Here is a 20,184-nt window from a genome sequence, read left to right as displayed (position 1 = left end):
CGCCCGCAGAGGGCATGGCCAGGATAGTGGGATGAGGCTTAGTCTCGTACCGGTGGCGGTGCCAGCACGTCGCGCTGACCATTGCCACCCGGGCTGCTGACGATGCCCTGGTTTTCCATCTGCTCGATGAGACGAGCGGCCCGGTTGTAACCAATCTTGAACTTGCGCTGCACGCTGGAAGTGGAACCACGGCGGGACTCCACCACGAAGGCCACCGCCTCGTCGAACAGAGGGTCGAGCTCTTCATCGCCGCCCCCGCCAAATTCGCCGCTGCCACCCTCGCCGCCCGACTCGCCGGAGAGGATCTCCTCTATGTAGTTCGGCTCGCCGCGCAGTTTCCAGTCCGCCACCACCTTGTGCACCTCGTGGTCATCGACGAAGGCGCCATGGACACGGGTGGGGTTGGAGGTACCGGCCGGCATGTAGAGCATGTCGCCCATGCCAAGCAGGGATTCGGCACCGCCCTGATCCAGAATGGTGCGCGAGTCGATCTTGCTCGATACCTGGAACGAGATGCGGGTCGGAATGTTGGCCTTGATGAGGCCGGTGATCACGTCCACCGAAGGACGCTGGGTCGCCAGAATGAGGTGAATACCGGCGGCCCGCGCCTTCTGGGCGATCCGGGCGATCAGCTCTTCCACCTTCTTGCCGACAATCATCATCATGTCGGCAAATTCGTCCACCACCACCACTATGTGGGGCAGCTTTTCCAGCTCGGGCGGCATCTGATCCATGGAGTCACCCGGGCGCCAGAGGGGATCACGCATCGGTTCTCCCTCTGCTGCTGCGGCCAACACCTTGTCGTTGTAGCCCTTGAGGTTGCGCACCCCGACCGCCGACATCAGCTTGTAGCGACGCTCCATCTCACCCACGCACCAGCGCAGGGCGTTGGCGGCATCCTTCATGTCGGTGACCACCTCGGTCAGCAGGTGCGGGATCCCTTCGTAGACCGAGAGTTCCAGCATCTTGGGGTCGATCATGATGAAGCGCAGATCGTCCGGCGATGACTTGTAGAGCATGGAGATGATCATGGTGTTGACCCCCACCGACTTGCCCGAGCCTGTGGTACCGGCCACCAGCAGGTGCGGCATCTTGGCCAGATTCACCACCACTGGCTCGCCGGCTATGTCCTGACCCAGGCCCATGGTGAGCGGGTTGCGACTGTCACGGAAGGCCTCGCAGTCGAGGGTCTCGCGCAGGTAGACAGTCTGGCGCACCCGGTTGGGCAGCTCGATACCAACGAAGGTCTTGCCCGGGATAACTTCCACCACCCGCACACTGCTGGCGGAGAGGGAACGGGCCAAGTCCCGCGACAGGTTGGTAATCTTGCTCGCCTTCATGCCCGGCGCCAGATCCAGTTCGAAACGGGTGATGACGGGGCCAGGATAGACACCGACCACCTTGGCCTGCACGTTGTAGTCGGCGAGTTTTGCCTCCACCAGACGGCCCATGCGATCCAGCTCGTCCTTGCTCATCATCTGGGTCTTGGCAGGCGGCCTGTCCAGCAGCTCCAGGCTCGGCAAGGGCGCCATGCCTGGCTGTGGACGACGCTTGGGCTTGCTCGGCGCAACGGCGACCGGTGCGGCCACATCATCGTCACCCTCGGCCCAGGGCAGATCGAACTCTTCATCCTCGTCATCGACCGTACTCAGGGCCGGCTGGCGACGAGCAGTGGCAGCAGCGGCGCGCTTGGGCTTGGCCACGGGCGCCGGCTCGTCGTCTTCATCATCAAACTGTGGATCGAACTGGAAGGTATCGTCATCGAGCTCGGGCAGCCACTCATCGGACTTGGCCTTCTGGCCCTTGCCCGTCTTGCCCTTGGGACTACGAGTCCAGCTGGTGTGAGGATCGTCCTCTTCATCCTCATCCAGCTCGATGGCACCCAGGCCCCCTTCCAGCAGGGGATCCGGTCCCTCAAAACGGGGCTGGCGCCAGCCGCCGGTCAACCAGCGACCCAGGGTGGTGGGGAAGTGGTAAACCGCGCTGACCGAGCCAGTGCAGGTGGCACCGATCCGCTCGACTATGGTGAGCCAGGACCAGCCGGTAAACAGTGTGATGCCGGTGGCCACGAAGCAGAGCAGCATCAGGTTGGCACCGACGCCGCCAAACAGCGGCACCACGGCGGAGGAGATCACATCCCCCACCAGACCGCCGGCGGAAAAATTCTGCATGTCGTTGAAGTTCATGCTGGCGATGGCGGACATGCCGAGCACGGTCAGCACGAAACCCACTATCCGTACCGACAGGGTAAGGTAATCCACGTCCAGCAGCCGGCTCGGGCGCCAGAACAGGCTCCAGCCCAGCAGGACGACCAGGGGGGGAACCAGATAGGAGAAGGCCCCAAAGGTGAACATGGTGATGTCGGCGAGCCAGGCCCCCGCGCTACCGGCGAGGTTCTTCACCTCCCCTTGCCAGGAGGTCTGGGACCAACCGGGATCGGCCGGGTGATAGGACAACAGGGCAAGCAAGAGATAGGCAGCCATCAGGGTGATGGCGATCAAGACGGCTTCGAAGATCCGTTGTGTACCTGATAAAGGAGTAAACAGCTTTTTATCGGCCAAACTCCGGCTCCTTTCTGAAAACATGTAATGCAGGGGATAAGGGGGCCTAGTATCCCTGAAAAGCCCACCGATTGTCAGCCAGTGCCTGATGGGCTGGGCCATATTCACAACCAACGCGATAACGATAAGAAGAAACGAGCGGACCGGCCGCTCGTTTCTGACTGTCGTGACTTGTCATTAGCCTGGCAAGCCACAGCATAACCCAACTCAACGGGTGCTGATCACCAGACGACTGCTCTGTTTGACCTCTTCCATCACCACGTAGGTGCGGGTGTCATTGACACCGGGCAGCCGCAGCAGGGTTTCCCCCAGCAGGCGACGATAGGCCGACATGTCGCTGACGCGGGTCTTGAGCAGATAGTCGAAATCGCCGGAGACCAGATGGCACTCCTGGATCTCTTCAAGCACCTGAACAGCCTTGTTGAACTGTTCAAACACATCCGGCGCACCGCGATTGAGGGTAATTTCCACGAACACCAGCAGAGACGCGTCCAGATAATGAGGGTTCAGAATAGCGGCATATCCCTCGATATAACCTTGTCGCTCGAGGCGACGAACCCGTTCCAGACACGGTGTAGGACTCAGGCCAACTCGTTTGGACAACTCAACATTCGAAATCCTGCCATCCTTTTGCAGCTCATTCAGAATGTTGCGGTCAATCCTGTCCAAATCCTTTAGCCGACTCTTAGCTTCCATCATTTTATTCCATCCTTTGGCTATTTTTTGGTAAGAATCACCAGTCATTTTATAATTATGGTCACAAATCCTGTCAATACCTGAATATACTAGGCGCAAATGTTGCTTAACATTTTTGCAACATAAAACACCAATCGATAGACGAGGGATAGCATGATTATCGGTGTACCTAAAGAAATAAAAAACCATGAATATCGCGTAGGCATGGTTCCGGCCAGTGTACGTGAACTAACAGCACGAAACCATACTGTTTTCGTCCAAAGCGGCGCCGGAAACGGCATTGGCTTCGGTGATGCAGATTATCGCGCTGCCGGTGCCGAAATTTTGGCCTCCGCCGCAGAGGTTTTCGCCAAAGCCGAGATGATCGTCAAGGTGAAGGAGCCCCAGGCCGTCGAACGCGCCATGCTGCGCCAGGGCCAGACCCTCTTTACCTACCTGCATCTGGCGCCCGATCTGCCCCAGACCCGGGAGCTGCTCAAGAGCGGAGCCATCTGCATCGCCTACGAAACCGTCACCGATGGCCGTGGCGGCCTGCCCTTGCTGGCCCCCATGTCGGAAGTGGCCGGACGCATGTCCATTCAGGCGGGCGCCCAGGCGCTGGAAAAATCCCGTGGCGGGAGCGGCATGCTGCTCGGCGGCGTACCCGGGGTCGAGCCGGCCAAGGTGGTGATCATAGGGGGTGGTGTCGTGGGTTCGAACGCAGCCCGCATGGCCATTGGTCTGCGTGCCGATGTGACCATACTCGACAACAATATCGACACCCTGCGCCGCCTCGACAGCGAATTCCAAGGCGCCGCCAAGGTGGTCTACTCCAACCGCGAGACCCTGGAGCGCCATCTGCTGGCGGCGGATCTGGTCATCGGCGGCGTGCTGGTGCCCGGCGCCACTGCGCCAAAACTTGTCAGCCGTGACCACATTGCCCGCATGAAACCGGGTTCTGCCATTGTCGATGTGGCCATCGATCAGGGCGGCTGCGTGGAGACCTCCCACCCGACCACCCATGAAGATCCCACCTACATAGTCGACGAGGTGGTGCACTACTGTGTCGCCAACATGCCGGGGGCGGTAGCCCGCACCTCAACCGTGGCCCTCAACAACGCCACCCTCCCCTTCATCATCAAGCTGGCGGAGCAAGGCTATCGTCAGGCACTGCTGAGCGACCCCAACCTGCTGCACGGTCTCAACGTGATGGAGGGCAAGCTCACCTGCAAGGAGGTTGCCGTGGCTCATGGCCTTGCCTACACGGATCCCCTGACCCTGCTGAACTGATCGCCGCCCCGCCCGGGGAGCCGATGAGTCAGAATCCGCCCGCGATGGGCGGTTTTTTATGCCCGAATGCGCGCCAGCCCGCACCGGCTGTCGATTGCCACAATCGACTCACTGGCCTTTGACCCCGGATCACGAATTACCTACAATCGCGCAAACTCATCACGTCTCGGAAATCACATCATGAGCCAAGTCACTCACAGCAAACTGTTGATCCTGGGGTCAGGCCCGGCCGGTTACACCGCCGCCGTCTATGCGGCCCGCGCCAACCTCAATCCTCTGTTGATCACCGGCATGCAGCAAGGCGGTCAGCTGACCACCACCACCGAAGTGGAAAACTGGCCCGGTGACCCCGAGGGGCTGACAGGTCCGGCCCTGATGGATCGCATGAAAGAGCATGCGGAGAAGTTCGACACCCGCATCCTGTTTGATCACATCAATGAAGTGGAGCTGACCCAACGTCCGTTCCGCCTCAAGGGCGACAGCGCCGAGTACACCTGCGATGCGCTGATCATCGCCACCGGTGCCTCCGCCAAATATCTGGGGCTGCCTTCCGAAGAAGCGTTCAAGGGTCGCGGCGTCTCCGCCTGCGCCACCTGTGACGGCTTCTTCTATCGCAACCAGGAAGTGGCCGTGATCGGCGGCGGCAACACGGCCGTGGAAGAAGCGCTCTATCTGGCCAACATTGCCAAGAAGGTGCACCTCATTCACCGCCGCGACGAGTTCCGCGCCGAGAAGATCCTGATCAAGCGTCTGCACGACAAGGTGACTAGCGGCAACATAGTGCTGCACACCCACCAGACCCTGGACGAAGTACTTGGCGATCAGATGGGCGTCACCGGTGTGCGTCTGCGCAGCACCCGGGATGACACCACCTCAGATCTGCCGCTGATGGGGGTCTTCATCGCCATCGGTCACCAGCCCAACACCCAGATCTTCGATGGTCAGCTGGCGATGCAAAACGGCTACCTGAAGGTACGCGGCGGGCTGGACGGCTTTGCCACCCAGACCAGCATCGAAGGGGTCTTTGCCGCTGGCGACGTGGCCGACCACACCTACCGTCAGGCCATCACCTCTGCCGGCACCGGCTGCATGGCGGCCCTCGACGCCGAGCGATATCTGGACGCGCAATAAGCACAAGAGATATAAAAGGCATGCCGTGAGGCATGCCTTTTTATTTTAAGGAGCCGGATGAAACAGAAAATATTGATTGTCGAAGACAGTCTGACGATCCGCCGCATGTTGATCCAGGCCATAGCACAGCAAACAGGTCTGGAAATCGATGCGTTCGATACCCTGGAGGGCGCCCGTCATTGCCAGGGGGAAGAGTATGTGGTGGCCCTGGTCGATCTCACCCTGCCGGATGCCCCCAGCGGGGAAGCCGTCAAGGTGCTGCTGGAACTGGGCCTGCCGGTGGTGATCCTCACCGCCGACATCAGCGAAGACAAGCGGGAAGCCTGGCTGGAGGCCGGGGTGCTGGATTACGTGATGAAGGATTCGCGCCACTCACTGCAATACGCGGTCAGTCTGGTGCATCGCCTCTATCTCAATCAGAAAATTGAGGTCTTGGTGGTTGATGATTCACGCACCTCCCGCCATCGCACCATGGCCCAGCTGCGCAAGCAGTTGCTGCAGGTACATGAGGCGAGCCATGCCCGCGATGCCCTGGCCCAGCTTGAACAGAACCCGGCCATCCGGCTGGTGCTGGTCGACTACTACATGCCTGAGATCGACGGCATCAGCCTGGTGCGCATGCTGCGGGAGCGCTACAGCAAGCAGCAGCTCGCCATCATAGGGATCTCGGTGTCGGACAAGCGCGGCCTCTCCGCCCGCTATCTCAAACAGGGCGCCAACGACTTTCTCAACCAGCCGTTTGAACCGGAAGAGTTGCAGTGCCGGGTCAGCCACAACCTGGAAGCCCTTGAGCAGTTCAACAGCATTCAGGAGTCGGCCAACCGCGACTACCTGACCGGGCTCTATAACCGGCGTTACTGGTTCAACGAGGGGCAGAAGTGGTTTGAGGATCATCTGCGCCAGGAGACGCCGCTCGCCCTCTGTGTGCTCGACGTGGACCACTTCAAGCAGGTCAACGATCACTGGGGTCATGCCATCGGCGATCAGCTGCTTTGTCACCTGACCCGGTTGCTCACCCAGTTCTTCCCCGATGCCATGATCGCCCGTTTTGGCGGCGAGGAGTTTGCCCTGATGGTGCCCCATTGCACCGTGCCAGTGCTGCTCAAACGGCTGGAGGGGCTGCGCCAGCAACTGCGTCAACAGCCGTTGTCACGGGAGATCCCGCTGTTTGCTCGCGCCAGTTTTGGGGTGATCAAGGTCGGGCGCGTCTCCATGGACGAGGCACTGAGCGAGGCGGATCGCCTGCTCTATCAGGCGAAGAACACAGGTCGCGACAAGATAGTGTCTCAGGACTCATCGGCCTGAGCAGACCTCGGCAGATGAGCACCGTGTAGTACCGCCCGACGGATCCTCACTGTGGATGTCGTCGGGTTGCTCCCCCTCTCCCCCTACTTCTTTCCTGGTTCCACTCAATAGGTCTTGTCGACCCGCACCCCATCGTTGAAATAGAGGATGCGCACCTTGTCGCCGTTCATGAATACCATGGCCGGATCATAATCCTGAATGACATTGATGAGCCCGTTCTGCTCGTTGCGAATGAGCAGCTCCACCAGCTTGTTCTCCACCACAGTGCCGCCAGACTGATACTGCTGCGCCGCAGCCGCGCCGGCCAGCGCCCCGACGGCGGTGGCAATTTCACGGCCGTGACCGCCGCCAAACTGGTTGCCAAGCAGGCCGCCCAAAACGGCACCGCCCAGGGTTTTCCAGCCGGAGTGCTCGGACTCCAGGATCTGGCGCTGGGTGATGTTGCGCACCGTCTCCACCTGGCCAAACACCACCTGATTGACGGGCCGCGCCGTGTTGCGCTCGTAAACCTGGGCCCCGGCGGGCGCAGTGACAAAGCAGAGCAAGCTGGATACTATCAGGATAATGGCCTTCATCTGTGAACCTCTTCGCCTTATGTCTCGCTATCTTACCCAATTGGATGATGCGCTGTGCTGGTTTCCCGACCCCGGGCACGCACTGGATGAACCCAACGGCCTGCTGGCGATCGGCGGGGATCTCTCCCCTGAACGATTGCTGGCAGCTTACCACAAGGGGATCTTCCCGTGGAATGAGCCCCACCAGCCGTTGCTGTGGTGGTCGCCGGATCCCAGAGGGGTCATCATCCCCGAACAGCTGCACATAGGTCGCAGCCTGCGCAAATTTATCCGCCGCACCTCATTCGATATTTCCATCAATCGCGCCTTTAATGAGGTAATAGCGGCCTGCGCCGCCCCCCGTCGCAGTGCCAGTGGAACCTGGATAAGCACGCCCATGATCGACGCCTATCGACAACTTCACCACCTTGGCCATGCCCACTCAATCGAGATCTGGCAGGATGGCCAGCTGCAAGCAGGTCTCTATGGCCTCTCCCTCGGCCGCCTCTTCTGTGGCGAGTCCATGTTCAGTCGCATCGACAACGGGGCCAAACTGGCCATGATGGCGCTCTGCCAGCACTTCGCCCGCCATGGCGGCGCGCTGATCGACTGCCAGATGCAAAATGACTTCCTGGCCACCATGGGGATCCAGGAGTGGCCGAGGGCCACCTTCTTGACGGCGCTGACCAAACTGAGCCGACAGCCATTGGCGGAGAACTGCTGGCAACCGGGGAGCATCAGCCTATGACAGAAGAAGTGATCCTCAAGGTAGGGCTGACCCCCAAGCATCAATGCAGCTATCTGGGCCATGAGCAGGAGCAACTGCTGGTATTGATGGACCACAACCTGCTCAATGCCAGCGGCTATGAGCGGCTGCTGACGGCGGGATTTCGGCGCAGTGGCAACGACATCTATCGACCTCACTGCCCCGCCTGCAGTGCCTGCCAGTCCTTGCGCATCCACAGCGAGCGTTTCGTGCCGAGCCGCAGCCAGAAGCGGATCCACCAGTTGAATCAGGACCTGGAACTGGTGCTCAGCTACGACGACAAACCCGAATATTATCAGCTCTACGAGCGCTACATTCGCCAGCGCCACCATGATGGCAGCATGTATCCCCCAAGCCGGACCCAGTACAAGGGCTTTTTGCACTGCGACTGGATGCCGCCTCTCTATCTGGAGATGCGCAAGGATAACCGCTTGATCGGGGTCGCGACCACGGATCTGCTGCCCCACAGCATGAGTGCCATGTATACCTTCTTCGATCCAGACCATGCCGATCGCTCTCTCGGCACCTTCGCCATTCTGAGTCAGTTGGAACTGGCCAGACGTACGGGTCGCACCTGGTTGTATCTCGGCTATCTGGTGGAGGCGTGCCGCAAGATGAATTACAAGCGCCAATACCTGCCCCACGAGCGCCTGATACAGGGGGAATGGAAAAATATCGACACCAAGCCCGAGTAAACTTTACACATAGCCTTAAATCCGGCATGATCCAGCGGATTTTTGTTGTGGCTTATCAAGAGGATTCAATGGCTAAAGAAGACAGTATTGAGATGCAGGGCACCATTCTCGAAACCCTGCCCAATACCATGTTCCGTGTGGAACTGGAAAATGGTCACGTGGTTATCGCTCATATTTCCGGCAAGATGCGCAAAAACTACATCCGTATCCTGACTGGGGACAAAGTAACGGTAGCTCTGACTCCGTACGATCTCTCCAAGGGACGTATTGTTTTCCGCTCTCGCTAAGCCAGGAATTCAGCAAAAAACCCCAACCTCTCGGTTGGGGTTTTTTGTCGCTTTCTAACTATCAGTGCTTAGTGGGAGACAGCTTCAATATTGACCTGAAAATCAAAGCTGAGGCTGTCATTTACCAACTCAACCTTCACTACCCCCCCATCAACCAGTGATCCGAACAGGATCTCATTGGCCAAGGGTTTCTTGAGGTGTTCTTGGATGACCCGTCCCATGGGTCTGGCTCCCATGGCCCTGTCATATCCCTTCTCGGCCAACCAGTGGCGGACACCCTCGGACACTTCAAGAGACACTCCCTTGGCATCCAGTTGTACCTGCAACTCGACAATGAACTTGTCGACCACCTGATGGATCACCGTCATGTCCAGATGGTTGAACCAGATGGTGTGATCGAGCCGGTTGCGGAATTCCGGGCTGAACGTCTTGTTGATCACCGCCATGGCATCGTGGCTCATGTCCTGTTGCTGGAAGCCAATGGACTTGCGCTGGGTCTCCTGCACACCGGCGTTGGTGGTCATCACCAGGATCACGTTGCGAAAATCTGCCTTGCGCCCGTTGTTATCCGTCAGAGTCCCGTTGTCCATTACCTGCAGCAGCAAGTTGAACACATCCGGGTGCGCCTTCTCTATCTCGTCCAGCAACACCACTGAGTGCGGGTGCTTGAGCACCGAGTCGGTCAACAAACCGCCCTGTTCAAAGCCGACATAACCGGGAGGAGCACCAATCAAACGTGAGACTGTGTGTCGCTCCATGTACTCGGACATGTCAAAACGCAGCACTTCCACTCCGAGCGCCTTGCCAAGCTGCTGGGTGACCTCTGTCTTGCCCACCCCGGTCGGGCCGGCAAACAGGAAGCAACCCACAGGACGGCGTTCATTGCCAAGGCCAGAGCGTGACAGACGGATTGAGTCGGTCAGCACCGCGATTGCCTTGTCCTGACCAAACACCACCATCTTTAGGTTGCGCTCCAGGTTCTTCAGTACTTCCTTGTCGGAGGAAGAGACTGACTTCTCCGGAATACGGGCTATTTTGGCAACTATGGCTTCGATTTCCGGCACATTGATCACTTTCTTGCGCTTGCTCACCGGCAGCAGACGCTGCCCTGCCCCCGCCTCGTCGATCACATCAATCGCCTTGTCAGGCAGATGACGGTCATTGATGTACTTGGCCGACAGCTCAACCGCCGCACGGATCGCCTTGACGGTATAACGCACGCCGTGGTGCGATTCGTAGCGGCTCTTGAGGCCCATCAGGATGCGGGTGGTGTCATCCACACTCGGCTCGACGATATCGATCTTCTGGAAGCGACGGGCCAACGCTCGGTCTTTCTCGAAGATCTGGGAATATTCCTGGTAAGTCGTCGACCCAACACAGCGCAGCAAACCATTGGAGAGCAACGGCTTGATGAGGTTGGCCGCATCCAGCTGGCCACCTGAGGCGGCCCCGGCTCCTATGATGGTATGGATCTCGTCGATGAACAGAATGGCCCCTTCCTGGCGCTCAATCTGTTTGAGCAGCACCTTGAGACGCTTCTCGAAGTCACCACGGTATTTGGTGCCCGCCAGCAGGGAGCCCATGTCGAGTGAATAGATGGTGCTGCCGGCAATCACCTCGGGCACATCACCCTTGACGATGCGATAGGCCAGCCCCTCGGCGATGGCTGTCTTGCCGACACCAGCCTCACCCACCAGCAGCGGGTTGTTCTTGCGGCGACGGCACAGTACCTGGATGGTACGGCTCAGCTCCTGATCGCGGCCAATGAGCGGGTCGATACGCCCCTCCAGCACCAGCTGGTTCAGGTTGGTGGCAAAGCTCTCAATCTGGGCAGCAGAGACATCGTCATCAGACTCGGCGTTGTTACCGCTGTTATCCGGTTTGCTGTCTTTGCGCACCCCGTGGGAGAGGAAATTGACCACATCCAGTCGGCTGATCTCGGCTTTCTTCAGGAAATAGGCTGCCTGAGATTCCTGCTCGCTGAAGATGGCGACCAGCACGTTGGCGCCGCTGACTTCGGTATTGCCAGAAGACTGGACATGGAAGACGGCACGCTGCAGCACCCGTTGGAAGCCAAGCGTGGGTTGGGTTTCGCGATCTTCATCATCGCGGGGGATAAGCGGGGTTGTTTGACTGATGAATGCGCTGATCTCTTTGCGCATCAGTTCCACATCAGCACCACATGAACTCAGCGCCTCATGGGCTGAGCTGTTATCCAACAGGGCTAACAACAGGTGCTCGACGGTCATGAATTCATGGCGCTCGTCACGGGCCAGTTTGAAAGCCTCGTTCAGCGTCTTTTCTAGATCTTTATTCAACATAGGCACCTCCCCTCAGTACAGCAACAATGTGGTGTCGTCATCGCCATCAAGTCATCAGATTCAAGCCTTTTCCATGGTACAAAGCAGTGGATGTTCGTTGTTACGTGAATAGGTGTTGACCTGGACCACTTTAGTTTCAGCTATCTCGGCGGTGAACGTGCCACAGACTCCCTTACCACTATAATGCACACTCAGCATCACCTGGGTGGCCTTGTCCAGATCCATACCAAAGAACTTTTGCAGCACCTCCACCACAAACTCCATCGGTGTGTAGTCGTCGTTGTTGAGGACGACCTTGTACATGGGTGGCGGTTGCAGCTTCGTTTTCTCTGCTTGTGCAATCTCTTCATTAGCAAAGAGTTCTTTCTGCTTGCTCATAATCGCGCTTCGGTACCTCTAGATTACTACCGTCTAACACAAGATTGTCAATAGACTTGTTAACCAGATCACATCAGTTGTTAACAACTCCTTGACTCGCTCAAAAGTTAGACTAGATTGGTTACTTGCTAATCGGCGCCCGTCTGCTATGGGCTTATGCTACTAGTTATAAAGGGCTGGCGCAGGTTACTCAACGACTTCAGGGTAATCAATAAAAGGATGTAGATGTATGGCAACCGGAACAGTCAAGTGGTTTAACAACGCAAAAGGATTTGGGTTTATCTGTCCGGAAGGGGGTGGTGAAGATATCTTCGCCCACTACTCCACGATACAAATGGAAGGTTACAAGACCTTGAAAGCAGGTCAGGCAGTCAACTTCGAACTGCAGCAGGGGCCGAAAGGAAATCACGCCTCTGTCATCGTGCCAAACGAAGCACAGAACATGTAAGAGTCGAACTGGATAAATAAAAAACCCGGCTAACCGCAAGGTCGCCGGGTTTTTTATTGCGGGGAGCGATTGCAAGCGTGAAGCCCGTCAGACGCAGGCCTCATCGACCATCACAGGGCTTAGTCGTGGTAGTCCTGACAGGCGCTCAGGGTGTTTTCCATCAGGCTAGCAACCGTCATGGGACCAACGCCCCCCGGAACCGGTGTGATGAAGGAAGCGTGATTACGCGCCGTCTCGAACTCCACATCCCCCACCAGAGAACCGTCGGCCAGACGATTGATGCCCACGTCGATCACCAGGGCCCCCGGCTTGATCCATTCCCCCGGAATGAAGTTCGGTTTGCCCACGGCCACGACCAGCAAGTCGGCGCGACGCACCTGATCTTCCAGATCCTGAGTGAAGCGGTGACAGGTGGTCGTGGTACAGCCGGCCAGCAGCAGCTCCAGCGTCATCGGGCGCCCCACAATATTGGATGCCCCGACCACTACCGCATGCAGGCCGTGTGTCTTGACACCCGTAGCCTCAATCAGCGTCATGATGCCCTTGGGCGTACAGGGGCGCAGCGCCGGAATACGTTGCGCCAGACGGCCCACGTTGTACGGGTGGAAGCCATCCACATCCTTGTCGGGACGAATACGCTCCAGCACCTGGGTCGTATCACAATGGGCCGGCAGCGGCAGTTGCACCAGAATGCCGTCTACGTCCGCATCATCATTGAGCCGGTCGATCAGGGCAAGCAGCTCTTCCTGACTCGCCGTCGCGCTCAGGTCATAAGAGCGGGAGATAAACCCTACCTCTTCACAGGCGCGGCGCTTGCTGCCGACATAGACCTGAGACGCCGGATCCACCCCGACCAGGATCACCGCCAGACCTGGCGCCCGTTTCCCTTGTGCCAACCGCTGTTGGACTTGCGCTGCAACCTGATTGCGAATCGTTTGCGCAACCTGTTTTCCATCAATGATTTTGGCAGACATCGTTCTTCACTCACCATATGTTCAACTGCCGCGCATTGTCGCATTTTTTTGGCGCGGGTGTTAGCAGCGCTCGCTGGGCGGGCAATAAGTAGGCACTTGAATTTACTAGCGGAAAAATACGTTGACGCTGCCTTTCCCGCTTGGGTATGATGCCCGCCCGTTGCCCAGTACCGCCGGTATCGGTATGCTGGACAAGAAATTTTCGGTGATTAGCGCAGCCCGGTAGCGCATCTGGTTTGGGACCAGAGGGTCAAAGGTTCGAATCCTTTATCACCGACCAAGTTCATCGATGAGCCACCTTGGCTGATCGATACAGAGCGCCCTTAGCTCAGTCGGATAGAGCAACGGCCTTCTAAGCCGTGGGTCGCAGGTTCGAATCCTGCAGGGCGCACCATTAATGAATCCTCTCTCCCCGGGATGGATGCTATTAATGGAAATTTTCAGTGGTGGCTGTAGCTCAGTTGGTAGAGTCCCGGATTGTGATTCCGGTTGTCGTGGGTTCGAGCCCCATCAGCCACCCCAATTTTACTGCTTTCAAAAACTCCCGCTCCTATCTAAGTCCAGTAGAAATAAATCGCCTCCTTGTGTCCTGACGGTTGCCTGTAAAAATGCCCGCTACGGGTCTCACAGGTGCTTACCCTAAAAGGCATCAGCGTCGGTGCTGGCCGTGTCTGTGGCGTGCATTCGCTCTCTAAACTCAACCGCTTGTTACACCTCGCATAAACCATCGGGAATAGGCGATTGAGCTTAACGATGAGCAAATTCACCTGTTCAAACACTTCAGTCCGTAGTTTCGAAAACGCCAGCTAGAAATCCACTACACCGAAAAACTGGTGACGGTCGACACCTTCTTCATCAGCAAGCTCAAGGGGTTGGCAAGGTGTATCTGCAAACCGTGCTGGACTGCTACAGCAGCCACGCCCGGGGACGGCTCTACACCAGCAAGCTGCCAGTCACCTCAGTCCATGTGCTCAATGAAACGACACTGCCGTTCTTCGAAGCTCATCAAACACAGGTTTATACCGTCCTGTCAGACAACTGTCGTGGGTTCTACTGGCACCCTGACCATCATCCCTATGAGCTGTTACTGCACCTGGAGGAGATTGAGCACCGGACAACCAAGGTGCGCAGACCGCAGAGCAACGGGCTTATCGAGCGGCTGCATTGAACCTTGCTCGATGAACACTTCCGTATCAAGGGGAGGAGAACTTGGTATGAGTCAATGGGGCAGATGCAGACAGACCTGGACAGCAACCTTGAGCACTACAACACCCAGCAGCCACAGGGCCGGATGGGGGGGGCAAACCCCTACAGCATGTTCAAGAAGGGTCTGAAATTGATACCGAAGGAGGTGCGCACTAAAGTAGCGTAAACAAGACACCGGTTTGAGGCCGGTGTCAGGTGATAACTAGATCTATACACATCTTACCAAATTCTTAACCATATTTTTCTTTCATATACTTCTTTACCGATATTGCATTGTTAAACTTATATGTTCCATCACCAGCCCCATCCTCTGTACCACTTAAAGCTGGATCCAAAGTCTTTACTTTGTCAAAAGCATATTCTCCACCAGCGTTCTTTTTATAAATCTTAACTTCAAAATTTGTCTCATCAATCCCTTCTGCCTGATGCTTACTATGCCATGAAACTATAGTTCCTATATGACTCACACCTTTCAGAGTAAAGAAAAAAACGCTCCTAATATTCGGGTAATCGCCGTTCTCACATATTTTATCCAGCTCATAATATGATGGCGCATCATAAATGACCATAGATAATGGACAGTTTATGTCATCTTTTTTCTCAATTTGAACGCTCGCTGTATCATTACTTATCCTATAGGGCCCTTGAATAATATCAGCCGCATTCACAAAGAAAGAAAGAAACAGAAAAATTAAAAATAAAAAATCATACTTTCTCATTATAACCTCACAATTTTTAACTCACCATTATCAATACCTATAGGATTAGATCGTAAATATTTTCGAACCACCCCACACAAAAAACACGAAAGCAGACCCAAAAGAGAACAATCAGTTCAAGGCGCGTCAAGGCTGCTTGCAAATCAACCAACATATATGGTTTTGGCTCACTCTCTCGCCCCATCAATACCGATAACTGCCGCAACTGCATTAAACCTCTTTAATCTATCTGCATAACCAGCATCCCCCCCATTTACAATTTTTGTAACCTCTTTGACAGTCCCTGTGCATGCAGTTGAATGCAAATTAAAGCCTTTTTTGTATATAAACCAAAAAAAGTATGCAGATGATGCAGCATATCGAAGTGTCAGTATGTCATCTGGTGAAGCCAAAAAGTCTTTTTGGTCTGAGGGGTTTGCTGCATTATGAGCTTCTGTGAATTTTATGTACGCATCCTTGTGTGTTATTTGAATCAAACCTCTGCCTCGATATTTATATCCATCACCAGAATTCTCATCACCGTTTCTACTTCCCGGCCTGTTGGCGTAGACATAGTTTCCTAAAGCCACAGGATTGAATGCATAATCGCTCTCATGAGTCCACAACTTCGGTCTTAACCTTCCCTCCTTTGCATCATCTAATATAGGGTCGTAGTTTTTAGATCCCCCTTTACACCCAAAAATTTTCCGCATGCCTTTAGGGTTATAACGAAGATTCTCACCTACAGGCTTAAAGTTTGACTCATGACCTACTTGGGATAAAAAATGAGCTATGGCTCTTTCTTCTTTCATACCATAAGTCTTGGCATATTCATTCAGGTATGGAAGTATGGCCTCACAGCTAGATTTATCTTGATTAAGATTAGCTGCAAAAACCATCTCTAGAGTGATAAGGTCACGTCCTTTAATATCCATCACCAACCCCATCATCCCCGCAGGATGAATAAACCAAGGCTTGGTATCACCCACCACAGCAGCAGCCTCTTCTATCCAGGCCATCTTATTGGTGACTTCCAGTACGTATTTGCATAGGTTGGGCATATTTTTCAGCTCTTGCTCGAGCCTTGGCCACGTATTGCGCTTTACCCATTCACTTTCGTGCTTGATAAACAGCTTTCGCACTTTGTCTGCAACCATTCTCTCAGCCATCGCCGCCTTGATTTCATCGGCACTGATACTGCCATCGCCATCCCGATCTGTCACCAGCTCTTCGTAAAGGGTGCTGAAAAAGTCTCCCCCCTCCTTGCCGTCAGTGTCAGCCTTGTCCAGGAATCCGTCGGGATCCGAGCCACCATCAACCAATGTCACACCCAGCCTGGCCCACTCATGTTGGCTAACCAATTGGGTATCACCACTGATAAGGACATGCTGATCTTCGGCCACCTTCACAAATTTGTCGGCACCATGGGTCACGATATCCTGAGTATTTATCGGTTTGGGAACCTCCTGCGGGCCAAAGACTCCCACCTTGCTGTAACCGACTTTATTATTCTCCTTGGTCAACTTATAAGTATCTGCCTGCTCCCCCTCTTTGAGCAGCAAATACTCTTGTCCCTTGACCAACTTCCCTTCATTGCTGATGCATTTACCAAGAACCTCCTTGTCACTCTCTGCGACAAATATCTCCATATGTATTGCTTTACGATCTTCATTGAGAACAAAACCATTGGCCGTCGGTTTCGGTGTCTCATGCTCCCCCCAATGGCCGACCACCTCACCGTCCTTGACCGGAATGGGATTGCTATGTCGCAGCTCCACTTTGTCGTAAACAATGGGAGTATGCCGAACGGCATCGCTGGGTTGACCCAGCATCTCTTTGGCAACCCAATAACGATCACCTTTCGAGGCATTGGGTACAACATTCCCTTTACCATCGGTCAGCTTGCCTTGGGCAACCTCCCAGACCTCAATCTCGAGATACTCTTTCATATTGGAAAATACGACTGGCTGAGTTGTGGTTCGTGCGACTTTGCTTGTTTTTGGCAATCCCGCAGTCACAGCTTCACCCTGATCTTTACTTTTACGCAGATAGCTGTTGCGACTGATCGGATAGAGAGAAGGAATATCTTGCTTGGCCATCATCCAATCGGGCTCAATCTTGCGTTCTTCCTTGATAAATTGTGAAGCCACATAAAACGCTGACGGATCATCGCCCTTTGGAGTCGAATAACTGACTAGCTGGTAAGAATAAGGTTCATTATTCAGATTAATCCGCTCTGATGGCGCTCCAATCAAGGTAACTTCAGCCCCCTTGCGAGCCGTACCCAGCTTGTCCTCTTTCTGAAACTGCAGACTTGCAGTGGCCTTATATATAGCGACACCGCTCCCTGTCAGCACATGACGTTCAGGCTCACCCTGATAAGCGTTTTTGCAGGCAATATGCATATAGAGGCAATAAAAGGTCAGAGCATTTCGCTTTGGCTGCTGCTGTCCGGAAATTTCTTCTGTGGCTTCATAGACATGACGGATCAGACAAAATGAAGGGGAGGTATGCAGGGTAATTGCCTCACCTGGTTTCCCCTCCTCCGGCTCCAGCTTCACAGCTGCTGGCGCAGAGGCGATACGGTAGGCCACAATCTCTCCATCGGTAATAGCTCGCACTGCGCCTTGTGGATGCCAGCCTCCCTTGTCGCTTAAATGAATGCCGCCATGCCAGATACGGTTGCCGCCAAGCAGGAAGGTGCCACCCGGCTCACCATTGAGCTTGCCGATAAATTCTTCAAGTGAGGCAACCTCTTTGGGAGCGTCACCGCCGCCCACTTGCATTGGATATAAGATTTTCATCTTCTTCTTTTCACTCGTAATCGTACGAACTATGGCCCTTAGCGGGATGGCACAAAGAAGGTCTGCGTAGGCCCTTGCTCCTTGAGCAGTGCCTCCATCGCCTTCTCGGTGGGGATGGCCTTGATGATCTCAACCAGCTCGGGAGCCTTGACCACTTCCACCCCCTTGGGCACCACGGGAGCCTTGCCACCCCAGCCGGATCCTGACCCTGCGCTGCCGCCGGCGTTGAGCTTGATGGCGGGGCCGACCAGCTTGATGCCGCTCGGGTCAACTTTCACAAAGCTGCCGCCCCCCTTGAGGGTGATCTCGGAGCCTGCCTCCAGTACCAGCTTGTCGCCTACCTTGATATGCACTTCCTGCCCGGCCTCCACCAGCAGCGACTGGCCCAGCTTCTGATGCATGGAGGCATCGACGGTGAGGGAATAGTCCGCCTTGACCTGGTCACGCCTCTCCCCCTCCACCGTCAGGTGGTCATTGGCCTTGATGCGAGTCACCCGCTCGTTGTCGATGTCGGTGTGCTGGTCGTGCTTGATGTGCCAGGCGGCATCGTTTTCGATGAGCACGTTCAGGTCTTTCTGACCGTGGATATAAATCTCTTCCTGCCCAGCCTGGTCTTCAAAGCGCAGCTCGTTGAAACCCTCCCCCTGGTGGGTTTCGGTGCGCAGCACAGTACGGGTCTTGTTGGCAGGCAACTCGTAGGGTGGTCGGTTGGTGGCGTGGAAGGTACGGCCGGTGACGATGGGCTGGTCCGGGTCCCCTTCCAGAAATGAGACGATAACTTCATGGCCGATGCGTGGAATCGCCATCATGCCGTATTGGCCGCCGGCCCAGCCTTGGGATACGCGTACCCAGCAGGAGCTCTGGTCGTTGGAACTGCCATATCTGTCCCAGGGGAATTGCAGTTTCACCCGGCCATGCTCGTCGCAATAAATCTCTTCCCCCTCGGGGCCCACCACCACGGCGATTTGCGGACCGTCCACCATGGGCTTGTAAGGCGCTTGCGGGCTGCCGATGCGCGCCCGCCAGCTGGTGCTGGCTTTGACCACATCAAATGCGTTGTGGTAGACGGTGGGGCCACTGCCCCCCTCCTCTTCCAGCGCCTGCGGCTGCAAGCCGGTGTGGCTGATGCGCACGATTTGCCAGTCGGTATTCAGACTGCCGTTCGGGTGCTCGGTCAGCGAAAAATACTGGCCCGGCAGCAGGGCCGCGCTGTTGGACTTGCCGCTGCCTGCCACTGCGTCATTGCGCAGCGCATCGAGTCTGTGCTGGGCAAACGCCTTGCCGCTGCCGTCCTGCTTATAGCGGCCGGGGTAGTCGAAGTGCTGGTAAGTATCGCGCTGGTGCTCCAGCTCGCTCCCCTGTTTTTTGTGGGATAACCCATAAGCCGGGGTCTTGAAGCTGTAGTCTTTCAGCTCCACATCCGAGGGACGTACCGCCTCGCGGTAGTGGAACTGGCGCACATAGGCTCCCTGCTCCAGCGAGCGGTTGCCGAGGTTGAAGAAGAGCGCGGGGCCGGCTGTTAATGCAGCCGCATCGTCGGCAAACACGATGCGGTGTTTGCCCGCTTCAAACTCATGGAAGTAGAACAGCCCGTCTTCGGCAGCAAGGCGATTGACGAAATCGAGGTCGGTCTCACGATACTGAACGCAGTATTCACGCTGGGCGTGCTCATTCTTGAGCGCGAAGGCGTAGTCGGTGATGCCGTGCTCTTGCAGCAGGATGGAGAGGATTTCGTCAGGCTTTTGCGCCTGGAAGATGCGGGAATTGTGGCGCAGGCCCAGTCGCCACAGCGCAGGCTGCACCATGAGCTGGTAGCGGGTACGGCGAAAGCCGCTGTCCCCTTGCGCAAAATCACTGACCACACCACACACCCGCCGCTGCAACTCGCCGTTGTACCACACCAGCAGTTCGCACGGCTGGTCCAGCACGGCGCCAAAGTCGACGTCGGGCTCTGGGCTCGCCAATTCCAAGCGCAGCTGGAACGGTCCGTTCAGCGCCTCTTCCAACGCAAACTCGGCCACCACGAAGGTGCTCTCGGGCAGCGCCCCCACCTTGACGGTAAATTGTAATCCTGTGCTGTCTGCCATAACG

16 protein-coding genes, 3 tRNA genes and 1 pseudogene are annotated in these 20,184 nt (G+C 56.0%); 11 read left to right on the top strand and 9 right to left on the bottom strand.

All coding sequences use genetic code 11. The features are described from left to right. Positions 1 to 38 precede the first annotated feature (38 nt). Complete coding sequence (locus BN1128_RS14260; RefSeq protein WP_042869852.1) at positions 39 to 2,561, bottom strand: DNA translocase FtsK; 2,523 nt, start codon at positions 2,559 to 2,561, stop codon at positions 39 to 41. A gap of 207 nt (positions 2,562 to 2,768) precedes the next feature. Next, positions 2,769 to 3,260, bottom strand: coding sequence for a leucine-responsive transcriptional regulator Lrp (gene lrp, locus BN1128_RS14255; protein ID WP_005300047.1), 492 nt, complete (start codon positions 3,258 to 3,260; stop codon positions 2,769 to 2,771). Between the two features lie 150 nt (positions 3,261 to 3,410). Between lrp and ald the strand changes: the two genes are divergently transcribed. The 3 genes from ald to BN1128_RS14240 all read left to right on the top strand — a co-directional run bounded on the left by ald (position 3,411) and on the right by BN1128_RS14240 (position 6,962). Beyond that, the gene (ald, locus tag BN1128_RS14250; RefSeq protein WP_042869850.1) at positions 3,411 to 4,526 is read left to right on the top strand and encodes an alanine dehydrogenase; all 1,116 of its coding nucleotides are present in this window, start codon (positions 3,411 to 3,413) and stop codon (positions 4,524 to 4,526) included. A gap of 180 nt (positions 4,527 to 4,706) precedes the next feature. Then, positions 4,707 to 5,657 (top strand): thioredoxin-disulfide reductase, encoded by a 951-nt coding sequence (gene trxB / locus BN1128_RS14245; RefSeq protein ID WP_042869848.1) that lies wholly within the window; start codon positions 4,707 to 4,709, stop codon positions 5,655 to 5,657. A 57-nt stretch (positions 5,658 to 5,714) separates the two neighbouring features. Further along, a complete protein-coding gene (locus BN1128_RS14240; RefSeq protein WP_042869846.1) occupies positions 5,715 to 6,962 on the top strand; it encodes a diguanylate cyclase in 1,248 nt (415 codons plus the stop codon). Between the two features lie 104 nt (positions 6,963 to 7,066). Here BN1128_RS14240 and BN1128_RS14235 read toward each other — a convergent pair whose 3' ends face one another. Then, entirely contained in the window at positions 7,067 to 7,537 is a 471-nt protein-coding gene (locus tag BN1128_RS14235) for an outer membrane lipoprotein (protein ID WP_042869844.1), read from the bottom strand. Between the two features lie 19 nt (positions 7,538 to 7,556). On the opposite strand from BN1128_RS14235, the gene aat reads away from it, so the two are divergent. From aat to infA, 3 genes are all read left to right on the top strand, one after another. Further along, a complete protein-coding gene (aat, locus tag BN1128_RS14230) occupies positions 7,557 to 8,264 on the top strand; it encodes a leucyl/phenylalanyl-tRNA--protein transferase (RefSeq protein WP_042869842.1) in 708 nt (235 codons plus the stop codon). Then, positions 8,261 to 8,977 (top strand): arginyltransferase, encoded by a 717-nt coding sequence (locus BN1128_RS14225; RefSeq protein ID WP_042869840.1) that lies wholly within the window; start codon positions 8,261 to 8,263, stop codon positions 8,975 to 8,977. Before aat ends, BN1128_RS14225 begins: the two co-directional genes overlap by 4 nt. Before the next feature lie 68 nt (positions 8,978 to 9,045). Further along, a complete protein-coding gene (gene infA, locus BN1128_RS14220) occupies positions 9,046 to 9,264 on the top strand; it encodes a translation initiation factor IF-1 (protein WP_005300033.1) in 219 nt (72 codons plus the stop codon). Positions 9,265 to 9,332: 68 nt separating this feature from the next. Here infA and clpA read toward each other — a convergent pair whose 3' ends face one another. Further along, complete coding sequence (clpA, locus tag BN1128_RS14215; RefSeq protein ID WP_042869838.1) at positions 9,333 to 11,585, bottom strand: ATP-dependent Clp protease ATP-binding subunit ClpA; 2,253 nt, start codon at positions 11,583 to 11,585, stop codon at positions 9,333 to 9,335. 60 nt (positions 11,586 to 11,645) lie between these two features. Beyond that, positions 11,646 to 11,963, bottom strand: a complete 318-nt coding sequence (gene clpS / locus BN1128_RS14210; protein WP_005310725.1) for an ATP-dependent Clp protease adapter ClpS — start codon at positions 11,961 to 11,963, stop codon at positions 11,646 to 11,648. A 229-nt stretch (positions 11,964 to 12,192) separates the two neighbouring features. Here clpS and cspD point away from each other — a divergent pair, with 229 nt between their 5' ends. Beyond that, entirely contained in the window at positions 12,193 to 12,411 is a 219-nt protein-coding gene (gene cspD, locus BN1128_RS14205; protein WP_005300025.1) for a cold shock-like protein CspD, read from the top strand. Positions 12,412 to 12,530: 119 nt separating this feature from the next. Here cspD and folD read toward each other — a convergent pair whose 3' ends face one another. After that, positions 12,531 to 13,385, bottom strand: coding sequence for a bifunctional methylenetetrahydrofolate dehydrogenase/methenyltetrahydrofolate cyclohydrolase FolD (gene folD / locus BN1128_RS14200; RefSeq protein ID WP_042869836.1), 855 nt, complete (start codon positions 13,383 to 13,385; stop codon positions 12,531 to 12,533). 203 nt (positions 13,386 to 13,588) lie between these two features. Between folD and BN1128_RS14195 the strand changes: the two genes are divergently transcribed. The 4 genes and pseudogenes from BN1128_RS14195 to BN1128_RS24740 form a co-directional block, all read left to right on the top strand. After that, positions 13,589 to 13,665, top strand: a tRNA-Pro gene (locus BN1128_RS14195). Between the two features lie 37 nt (positions 13,666 to 13,702). Beyond that, positions 13,703 to 13,779: transfer RNA gene (locus BN1128_RS14190), tRNA-Arg, on the top strand. A gap of 52 nt (positions 13,780 to 13,831) precedes the next feature. After that, positions 13,832 to 13,907: transfer RNA gene (locus tag BN1128_RS14185), tRNA-His, on the top strand. Between the two features lie 90 nt (positions 13,908 to 13,997). Beyond that, positions 13,998 to 14,757 (top strand): annotated as a pseudogene (locus BN1128_RS24740) (integrase core domain-containing protein); the annotation flags it as partial. Between the two features lie 64 nt (positions 14,758 to 14,821). On the opposite strand, the gene BN1128_RS14175 reads toward BN1128_RS24740, so the two are convergent. The 3 genes from BN1128_RS14175 to BN1128_RS14160 form a co-directional block, all read right to left on the bottom strand. Then, the gene (locus BN1128_RS14175; protein WP_042869834.1) at positions 14,822 to 15,310 is read right to left on the bottom strand and encodes a hypothetical protein; all 489 of its coding nucleotides are present in this window, start codon (positions 15,308 to 15,310) and stop codon (positions 14,822 to 14,824) included. Between the two features lie 167 nt (positions 15,311 to 15,477). Next, complete coding sequence (locus tag BN1128_RS26255; protein WP_244464594.1) at positions 15,478 to 18,093, bottom strand: glycoside hydrolase family 19 protein; 2,616 nt, start codon at positions 18,091 to 18,093, stop codon at positions 15,478 to 15,480. Positions 18,094 to 18,131: 38 nt separating this feature from the next. Then, complete coding sequence (locus BN1128_RS14160; RefSeq protein ID WP_042869832.1) at positions 18,132 to 20,180, bottom strand: type VI secretion system Vgr family protein; 2,049 nt, start codon at positions 20,178 to 20,180, stop codon at positions 18,132 to 18,134. Positions 20,181 to 20,184: the final 4 nt, after the last annotated feature.

The organism is Aeromonas piscicola, assembly GCF_000820005.1.
GTDB classification, from domain to species: Bacteria; Pseudomonadota; Gammaproteobacteria; order Enterobacterales; family Aeromonadaceae; genus Aeromonas; species Aeromonas piscicola.
The sequence above is the reverse complement of the archived record's forward strand: the minus strand, read 5'-3'. Positions and strand labels throughout refer to the sequence as shown.

Bases quoted from the DNA above. Each gene is read 5' to 3' on its own strand.
- lrp (WP_005300047.1), bottom strand. From the start codon at position 3,260: ATGATGGAAGCTAAGAGTCGGCTAAAGGATTTGGACAGGATTGACCGC.
- ald (WP_042869850.1), top strand. From the start codon at position 3,411: ATGATTATCGGTGTACCTAAAGAAATAAAAAACCATGAATATCGCGTA.
- trxB (WP_042869848.1), top strand. From the start codon at position 4,707: ATGAGCCAAGTCACTCACAGCAAACTGTTGATCCTGGGGTCAGGCCCG.
- BN1128_RS14240 (WP_042869846.1), top strand. From the start codon at position 5,715: ATGAAACAGAAAATATTGATTGTCGAAGACAGTCTGACGATCCGCCGC.
- BN1128_RS14235 (WP_042869844.1), bottom strand. From the start codon at position 7,537: ATGAAGGCCATTATCCTGATAGTATCCAGCTTGCTCTGCTTTGTCACT.
- aat (WP_042869842.1), top strand. From the start codon at position 7,557: ATGTCTCGCTATCTTACCCAATTGGATGATGCGCTGTGCTGGTTTCCC.
- BN1128_RS14225 (WP_042869840.1), top strand. From the start codon at position 8,261: ATGACAGAAGAAGTGATCCTCAAGGTAGGGCTGACCCCCAAGCATCAA.
- infA (WP_005300033.1), top strand. From the start codon at position 9,046: ATGGCTAAAGAAGACAGTATTGAGATGCAGGGCACCATTCTCGAAACC.
- clpA (WP_042869838.1), bottom strand. From the start codon at position 11,585: ATGTTGAATAAAGATCTAGAAAAGACGCTGAACGAGGCTTTCAAACTG.
- clpS (WP_005310725.1), bottom strand. From the start codon at position 11,963: ATGAGCAAGCAGAAAGAACTCTTTGCTAATGAAGAGATTGCACAAGCA.
- cspD (WP_005300025.1), top strand. From the start codon at position 12,193: ATGGCAACCGGAACAGTCAAGTGGTTTAACAACGCAAAAGGATTTGGG.
- folD (WP_042869836.1), bottom strand. From the start codon at position 13,385: ATGTCTGCCAAAATCATTGATGGAAAACAGGTTGCGCAAACGATTCGC.
- BN1128_RS14175 (WP_042869834.1), bottom strand. From the start codon at position 15,310: ATGAGAAAGTATGATTTTTTATTTTTAATTTTTCTGTTTCTTTCTTTC.
- BN1128_RS26255 (WP_244464594.1), bottom strand. From the start codon at position 18,093: ATGAAAATCTTATATCCAATGCAAGTGGGCGGCGGTGACGCTCCCAAA.
- BN1128_RS14160 (WP_042869832.1), bottom strand. From the start codon at position 20,180: ATGGCAGACAGCACAGGATTACAATTTACCGTCAAGGTGGGGGCGCTG.